Origin of the sequence: Acetobacter lambici (assembly GCF_011516885.1) — a bacterium.
In the GTDB taxonomy this organism is placed as follows: Bacteria; Pseudomonadota; Alphaproteobacteria; order Acetobacterales; family Acetobacteraceae; genus Acetobacter; species Acetobacter lambici.
The window spans coordinates 1-7,635 of sequence record NZ_WOTD01000066.1; the positions used below are offsets into that span (position 1 = coordinate 1).

A 7,635-nucleotide genomic window follows, 5' to 3' on the forward strand; every position below is an offset into this window, starting at 1 on the left:
TGCTGCGTGGCTGGGGCTGGTGCCCCGTCAGTTCTCATCTGGCGGAAAGGAAAGGCTGGGGAAGATATCAAAAGCCGGGCAGGCTGATATCCGCAGGCTTCTCATCATGGGTGCCATGACCCTGGTGAACTGGGCCAGCCGTAAGGCCCCTGCACCGGGAAGCTGGCTGGCGCGGATGCTCGCCCGCAAGCCCCGTATGCTGGTCGCCATTGCCCTGGCCAACAGGATGGCACGGGCCATCTGGGCCATGGCAACAAAACAGGAGGATTATCGGGATCCGGCCCTGTCCGTGGCAGCCTGAGCGATGGCTTGGCTTCTGCGGATGGAACCGGTAGGGGTGTGAGAGGGCGATGACCTGAATGGGCGCATGATCGTTTGATCCGGATCGGAAAAACCAGTGGATTTCTCTGTGCTTTAAAGCACGCCTGTGAGATTTGGATCTGATCCGCTGATCACCATACCGGCCAGTGGCTTCTGAAAGGCCACATCAACAGGCCTTACAGAAGACCGCACACGATCACACGTCAATATGGGTCAGAAAACTCTTGCATAACGGACGGTAACCACAGAAGAAATCCGAGTATAATCATTCAGTTATTAAGCCCGCTATCATGTTCATGCTCACGCACTATAAAGCGGGCCTCACCGCCGGCCGGCCAGCGATCCATTACCAGCTCAGCGGCCATTTTGCGTCTGGGCAAGACAAGTTGGTGCTTCCGTTCGATATCGCGTTCCTCAAGACCAATTTTCTTACAACCGCATCAAAAGATAAGACAGTTAAAAAGTACGAAGAACTTGGGGTCAGTGACGCAGAGCTTGAGGAATTCTTGAAAGTTCTCTCGATCGACGTGAATGCAGCGAAATTCGATGATCAGTTTCAAGCAATCATAGGGATTCTTGTCAAACAGTTCGTCTGCACTCCGTTCACGGCCGAATTTTTCTATTATAACAGCGCCTTGAGGGTGATCAAAGAACTGGCGATCAAGCCGGACAAGGCTTCGCGCGTCACAACGAAGACAGCCTTCATAAAGCGAATAGATACATCTTCGTATCTCTTTGATGAGTGGTTTATCGCCAAGCTCGGTACGGCCAAATATTATCGCGAGCTGCGCAAAGAATTTTTTGCAGCGGGCGTCAATGTGTCTCCGGCCGACCGGCTTTTTATCATCCATCCGGCTGGTGACACCTACAGCCGGAACGTGGTCAAAACGCTTCTGAAGACTATTTCTCGGAAGTACTCCAAGCTCTCCAAGCGAGATGTAAAGCCCTTCTCACCCTACGTACTGCTCGTCGGCATCGACGATAGCGAACTTGCCGGCCTCAAGCAGGAACTGCACAATGAAGACGTTCGCTTCGTTGACGGCTACGATTTCAAGGGGTCCCAGTTTGACGCCGCGTCGATCTCCCGTCCCGCATCCGCCGACGCTGGCCCGGCCCTGAGGCTATTCTGCGACCTAGCGGAAGCGCGGCAGACCTTTCTGTCATTCCAGCGCTCGCGCGAGATCTATGAATTCTATCGCAGTGAGCCGGTTGAAGACTTTGGTGATGGTGCCATCAGCCACACCCGATTCCAGATTCCGAAATGCGAAGATATAGACAAGATCATTTAGGGGATGAGTATGAGTGGTGTTAAAGCGGAAGTCGTCGCGGTCTTTCCTAACAAGGTCAAGATCGTCGTCGACGACCTCGAAAACTTTAGGATTGCTGAGGAGTCTCTCCGTGTCGGCTCTTATTTGAAGATCGCCGACAACGAGAATGCGGTACTGGTCGCTATCATTGAGAACTTCCAGATTCAGGCGCGCGACGACGGCAGCCAGGACTATGTGATCGAGGCTTTTCCGCTCGGCGTTCTGCGCGATCAGAAATTTGAGCGCGGCGGAGACGCTCTCGCGATCCCGCCGAAAACCGTCCAGCCAGCGACGATCGGCGATATCCGCCTGATCTATGGCAGTTCGTTGCCCGTGAAGGATCGCTTCTGCTTCTCGAGGCTTGCGACGAACAAAGAGGTCGAGGTTCCAGTCGACGGGAACAAATTCTTCAACAAGCATATTGCGGTGGTCGGTTCCACGGGCTCAGGTAAGTCCCACACCGTCGCAAAGATCGTCCAGAAGGCGGTCGGGGCGAAGGGCGAATATACGCTGAACAATTCGCACGTGATCATTTTCGATATTCATTCAGAATACCGTGCGGCCTTTCCGGAGGCGAATTTCATCGACAGCACCAGTCTGGTTCTCCCTTACTGGATGCTGAACGGTGAAGAGTTGGAGGAGTTCTTCCTCGACACCGAAGCGAATGATCACAATCAGCGCAATGTGTTCAAGGATGCCGTGATTCAGAGCCGTAAGACGCACTTCACGGGAGGAGAAGACAACAAGAACCGGATCCATATGGACACACCGCTCCCGTTCGACATTCACGACGTTCTGGCCCACGCCAACTTCCGCAACACCGAGATGGTCGACAGCGGTGAGGTGTATGCTGCGAGTAACAAGGAGAAAGCCGGGCAGCCGAAGCTTACGCAGGGCAGCCTCTATGGGCGGCTGACCAACTTTGTTAATCGTCTCGAAAGCAAGATCAACGACCGGCGTCTCGACTTCTTCCTTGGCGAGAAATCCAAGTCGATCTCTTTCGAGGAAACGCTCCGATCCATTCTCGGCTACAGCACGGGCAAGCAGCACAACGTCACCGTCATCGATTTGAGCGGCGTCCCATTCGAGGTTTTGAGCATCACGGTCTCGCTGATCTCGCGGCTGATCTTTGAACATGGATACTTCTACAAGCGTCTGCGCTGCGCCTCCGATCCACAGGAGAAGATCAACAATGATGCGCCCATTCTTCTCGTTTACGAGGAGGCGCACAAATATGTGCCGAACAGCGAACTATCGAAGTTCCGGGCGTCAAAGATGTCGATCGAGCGCATCGCCAAAGAGGGGCGCAAATATGGCGTTACTTTGCTCCTCGCGAGCCAACGTCCATCGGAGATTTCTGAAACGATCTTCTCACAGTGCAATAATTTTATCGCCATGCGCCTGACCAATCCGGTCGACCAAGGCTATGTCCGCAAGTTGCTGCCGGACTCGCTAGGAACGCTCATCGACAAGATGCCGGCGTTCAAGCAGGGCGAGGCGCTGCTGGTCGGAGAATCGATTGCCCTGCCGTCCGTTGTCCAGATCGAGGTTTGCACGGTGGCTCCGGCATCGACTGACATTCCCTACTGGGATCTTTGGCAGAAGCAATGGAAGGATCTTGCAATCGACAAGATCCGCGATGAGTGGTTGCGCCGATAGCCAGGCGATGGCGAACGGCATTTGAAAAGATGATTATTAACTATTGTGATTATCATCCACGAATGAGGGAGTGGAGTTTGCAGTGCCTAACAACAGTATGGGCCAAGTATAAAGTCCGCTGCGCGAGCGTTGTTTGCCAATTTCTGGTAATTATAGCTGACGTTCGACAAATCACAACGGAATGGCAGAGATGTCTTAAACGAGGTTTATCGCGGTTCGCCTAGGGCCTGTTAGCACTTGATCCAGTCTGCGGCTGCAGCGATGTGGATGACCGCGAGGAACGACGTTGCTGTTTTTTCGTATCTGGTTGCGACAGCGCGCCACTCCTTGAGGCGAGCCCAGAGGTTCTCGACAAGGTGCCGACACCGATAGACCCATCTGGGGCAGGCAACCGGCGCATCGCGTCGTTTTGCGGGAATGGCCGGTCGAGCTCCCATATCCCAGATACGTTCACGAAAGGCGTCCGAGGCATAGCCCTTGTCCGCCACCACCCACAAAGGAATGGCGGGAAGGCTATCGAGCATATCTGGAGCCAGCGGCAGTTCATGGGCCTGGCCGGGCGCCAGGGCAAAACCAACAGCCTTTCCATGCCCGTCTGCTATCACGCAGACTTTCGTGCCATAGCCGCCGCGAGAGCGGCCAAGTGCTTCACGATGGTCTCGCTCTTCAAAAGAGCCCCCTTTTTTTGGGCTCCCGCCGCCTTGTGGTGAGCTCTGATATTCGTGCCATCCAGAAAAGTCATGCCGAGTGCTACTCCCTGTTGTTCCTGAACCAGTGTGAGCAGGCGTTCCCACACACCCAGCTTCGCCCATCGGATGAAAAGCTGGGCCGCCCGCCACCATGGACCCAGTTCAGCGGGGATGCTCCGCCATTTCGCGCCATTCTCATGACGCCAGAAAATTGCTGCTATCGTACGCCGCAGATCATGGGGCGGCGTCTTGCCGTTTGGGCGAACCGCCTCAATCAGAGGTTCCCAGATCGCCCACCTCTCGTCCGTAAAAGTGCCTGTTCTGTCTCCTTCTTCCATCCCTATAATATGGGAAGAAACTCAAGATCTAACAGGCCCTAGCAATTTCCGCTTTCGGGAAGCTATTCTAACCGGCTGGATGACCGAGATGAGGCGAAACCGGTAGGTCCGTTTAGCGCGTAGCAAGCAGACAGACTGCTTACGCCTCCTTTTCTGCCGTTTCCGCAACCGATCAGGTTTCTCGAATGCAGACATCAGCATCGACCATCTTTCGCTTCATTTGTACCAACAGCTGTGATACATATGTGCATACACGCAAGGAGGCTTTGTATGTCTGCTGTTACATTCCGGGTAGATGAAACGCTGAAGGCAGCCGCAGTTAAGAAGTTGTCGGCTCAAGGCATTTCACTTTCTGACGCACTGCGCGATACGCTCGCGTATATTGCTGAAACGGGTCGCTCTCCCGTCAAGCGGAGGCTTGTCACAGACGAGGATGCGGAGCTTATCGAGATTGTGCGCGAACGCCTAAAAAACCCTGCCCAAAAGCATCGTATGACTTTTGCAGAGCTTAAGAACCGTCATCGCGAATGAAAGAGTATTGTCTTGAATTCGACGACAGAGCACTCAGAGAGTGGGATGCTCTTGACGGCAGCGTGCGTAAGAAATTTGAAAAGAAGCTGGAAAAGCTGATCTGGAACCCTCACTCTCCAGGAAACGAACTGCATCGCGACCTATCAGGGTTTTATAAGATCAAGCTTCTGAAAGATGGTTACCGCCTTGTTTATCAGGTCATCGACGAACGGATCGTCATCTATGTAATTGCCGTTGGCCGGAGAGCCGATAATGAGATTTATGAACTGGCTTCGAAGCGAACAGAGTGAATTTACTTTCTTGGTAGAAAGTCAGCTCCCGCCTCATTTTTGTCATTCAATGCCCGGTTAAGCTTCTCGAATAGCGGACTATTTTCGGTTTTTCTTGACGTAAGGAGCCTGAGCAGTCAGCGGTGAGGTCATGGATACCATCAGCCTTCTTGCTCTACTCCTGACGCTCTCGGCAGGCTTCAGCATTCTCAACCACCATACGTTGCGTGTTCCTGTCACGATCGGCGTTCTGGTCTTCTCATTGCTGACCTCGCTTCTGGTCATGATCCTGAACCCTCTGATCCCGGCCTATGACCTTCAGGCTCTCCCACGGTCTGTACTCGGCGCGATCAATCTGCCTGCGGCACTTCTGAACGGTGCCCTGTCGCTGCTGCTTTTTGCGGGAGCCATGCAGGTGGATGTCGGGCATCTGCGAGCAAAGCTGATGTCTGTGACCGCTCTCTCCATTCTGGGAACCGTTCTGGCCGTGGCGTTTCTGGCGGTCGCGGCGTGGTGTGTTTTCCCGCTGCTGGGCCATGCCGTTCCCTTTACATGGTGCATCGTGCTCGGCGCTATCCTCGCTCCGACAGACCCGGTTTCGGTCGTGGGAATGCTGAAACGTCTGGGACTGCCAGGACCGCTACAGGCCGTCTTTGCGGGCGAGAGCCTGTTCAATGACGGCGTGGGCGTCGTCATTTTCGGTGTGACGATCGGGCTGGCGACTGGAGACAGTCAAGGGGTGGGCGCTTCTGAGATTGCCATGAGCTTCTGCCGCGAAGCGCTCGGTGGTGGTCTTCTTGGAGCGATAACCGGGTGGATTGCTCTTCGTGTGCTCAAGGGACAGCGTGACCCGCATATTGATCTGCTGACCTCGCTGGCTCTGGCGACCGGAACCTTCAGCATCGCCAATCAGTTGGGGATGTCCGGTGCGATTGCCGTCGTCGTGGCCGGTCTCTGCTTCGGAACCAGCTACAGCCATTCCATTTTCGATGAAGTATCGCGCAAGGAACTCGACATTGCATGGACGCTGATTGACGAAGTGCTGAACGTCCTGCTGTTCATGCTCATCGGCTTTGAAATACTGGAGATCACGCCGCATCTGTTCACGGTTCTGGCGACGCTTGCCGTGATCCCGCTGTCCATTGCCGTGCGGGCATTGAGTGTGCTGTTCTCCACCCTGCCGGTTCATCTCCGGCAGTGGGAGCGGGGCCGTGTCCTCGGCATCCTGACATGGGGCGGCCTGCGTGGCGGCATCTCGGTTTCTCTGGCGCTTGGCCTGCCGCACGGAGACCTGCGTGATCTGCTGCTGCCTGTCTGTTACGGTGTCGTGGTGTTCACCATCATCGTGCAGGGGCTGACCATGGAGCGGGTCGCCCGCAGGCTCTATCCGTCAATCGTCTCCCGGCCGCAGTAATGCCGTCTTCCCTTCTTCCCGTCTCGATTTCCGCCCGGCGGGTTCTCATTCTCGGGCTTGTCGCAGGCTATGTGGATGCCCTGAGTTTCGTCGATCTGAGCGGTGTCTTTGCCGGCGCGATGACCGGCAATACCACGCATATGGGCGCCTCGTTTATCAGTGGGAACTGGCAGCACGGCCTGCTTCTGATGGGTGTGCTGGGCGTATTTTTTCTTGCCGCTATTCTGGCCAGCCTGATGCGGCTGTTATGGTCGCCAGCTTGCGGGGTCATGGTCATGACGATCTTCATGGTTCTGGCGCAGGCGGTTCAGGGATCGTCCCTGCGTTACTGGGGAGAATTTCTCGTGCTTCCGGCGCTGCTGGCTGTTCAGGGCGAAACGATCGCGAAATTCTCCGGCACGCCCATGCCCACGATCGTCGTGACGACAAACCTGTTAAAAGCCGCATCGGGAATTGCGGAATGGATGGCGTCATGGATTGCGCCGGACAGGAACATTCGCCCTATCGCAGGAAGCATTTTTCTGCCGCTACTTTCGTGGGGGGCTTTTCTGGCAGGCGTGATGGCCGCCGCTACGGGGCTGGCCTTGCACGGTAGTTTTCCGTTCCTCTGGCCCGTCCCTTTCCTTGTCTTTCTATACCGGGATATCTGGAAAACGGAGCGTTCCGGGCAGGACGATAATTGAACACCCTGTCTGACAGGTCAGGATCAGACGCAGGACGTAACGCGTTTATGATGCGAATCTGCCTCTCGGTCAGGTCAGATTTTCATGCCTGACAGCCGACATTCAGCTTCCCCCCCCCCCATAGCTGCTTTTCCTGAACGATTTTTTTCAGAAGGACAAGTTGTACTTGATGTAGGCATTTTTGGCCCTGAAAATTGCGGTATCATTCTCGGCCAGTTTCTATCTCTCGCTGGCGGTTTCAAAACTGTGAGTTATCATTAAAGAAGAAAGTGATTCGTGGATGTCACGGATCTGGCCATGTCAGAGGGTCATTATGTCACGAAACGCAAAATGCTTGTCTCAACCGGATAGTCTGGAACAGAAGTCCGGCTCACAACGCATTTCCGCATATGTAAGGCGGGGATTGATGCGGTATCAGGAAGCA

Annotated in this window: 7 protein-coding genes and 1 pseudogene; 7 read left to right on the forward strand and 1 reads right to left on the reverse strand. The window is 54.7% G+C overall.

All coding sequences use genetic code 11. The features are described from left to right. The 3 genes and pseudogenes from GOB86_RS14040 to GOB86_RS14050 form a co-directional block, all read left to right on the forward strand. The coding region (locus tag GOB86_RS14040; protein WP_165993231.1) for a transposase at positions 1-301 on the forward strand (301 nt) is incomplete at its 5' end. Positions 302-581: 280 nt separating this feature from the next. Further along, positions 582-1,610 (forward strand): annotated as a pseudogene (locus tag GOB86_RS14045) (DUF4297 family anti-phage-associated protein); the annotation flags it as partial. A gap of 9 nt (positions 1,611-1,619) precedes the next feature. Then, positions 1,620-3,287, forward strand: coding sequence for an ATP-binding protein (locus GOB86_RS14050; protein WP_242012698.1), 1,668 nt, complete (start codon positions 1,620-1,622; stop codon positions 3,285-3,287). Positions 3,288-3,517: 230 nt separating this feature from the next. Here GOB86_RS14050 and GOB86_RS14055 read toward each other — a convergent pair. Further along, a protein-coding gene (locus tag GOB86_RS14055; RefSeq protein WP_198912051.1) for an IS5 family transposase occupies positions 3,518-4,314 on the reverse strand; the annotation gives its coding sequence in 2 pieces (ribosomal slippage) (positions 3,518-3,975 and positions 3,975-4,314; 798 coding nt in all). A 270-nt stretch (positions 4,315-4,584) separates the two neighbouring features. Here GOB86_RS14055 and GOB86_RS14060 point away from each other — a divergent pair. The 4 genes from GOB86_RS14060 (at position 4,585) to GOB86_RS14075 (ending at position 7,211) form a co-directional block, all read left to right on the forward strand. Then, positions 4,585-4,845: a type II toxin-antitoxin system RelB/DinJ family antitoxin gene (locus GOB86_RS14060; RefSeq protein ID WP_003618686.1), complete on the forward strand. Its 261-nt coding sequence runs from the start codon at positions 4,585-4,587 to the stop codon at positions 4,843-4,845. Further along, complete coding sequence (locus GOB86_RS14065) at positions 4,842-5,135, forward strand: type II toxin-antitoxin system RelE family toxin (protein ID WP_003618711.1); 294 nt, start codon at positions 4,842-4,844, stop codon at positions 5,133-5,135. Before GOB86_RS14060 ends, GOB86_RS14065 begins: the two co-directional genes overlap by 4 nt. 130 nt (positions 5,136-5,265) lie before the next feature. Further along, positions 5,266-6,528, forward strand: a complete 1,263-nt coding sequence (locus GOB86_RS14070; RefSeq protein WP_003618713.1) for a cation:proton antiporter — start codon at positions 5,266-5,268, stop codon at positions 6,526-6,528. Continuing rightward, positions 6,528-7,211: a YoaK family protein gene (locus tag GOB86_RS14075; RefSeq protein ID WP_003618716.1), complete on the forward strand. Its 684-nt coding sequence runs from the start codon at positions 6,528-6,530 to the stop codon at positions 7,209-7,211. Before GOB86_RS14070 ends, GOB86_RS14075 begins: the two co-directional genes overlap by 1 nt. Positions 7,212-7,635: the final 424 nt, after the last annotated feature.

What these genes read in the sequence shown, in the direction of transcription:
- GOB86_RS14075 (WP_003618716.1), top strand. Translation starts at nt 6,528, where the DNA reads ATGCCGTCTTCCCTTCTTCCCGTCTCGATTTCCGCCCGGCGGGTTCTC.
- GOB86_RS14070 (WP_003618713.1), top strand. Translation starts at nt 5,266, where the DNA reads ATGGATACCATCAGCCTTCTTGCTCTACTCCTGACGCTCTCGGCAGGC.
- GOB86_RS14060 (WP_003618686.1), top strand. Translation starts at nt 4,585, where the DNA reads ATGTCTGCTGTTACATTCCGGGTAGATGAAACGCTGAAGGCAGCCGCA.
- GOB86_RS14065 (WP_003618711.1), top strand. Translation starts at nt 4,842, where the DNA reads ATGAAAGAGTATTGTCTTGAATTCGACGACAGAGCACTCAGAGAGTGG.
- GOB86_RS14050 (WP_242012698.1), top strand. Translation starts at nt 1,620, where the DNA reads ATGAGTGGTGTTAAAGCGGAAGTCGTCGCGGTCTTTCCTAACAAGGTC.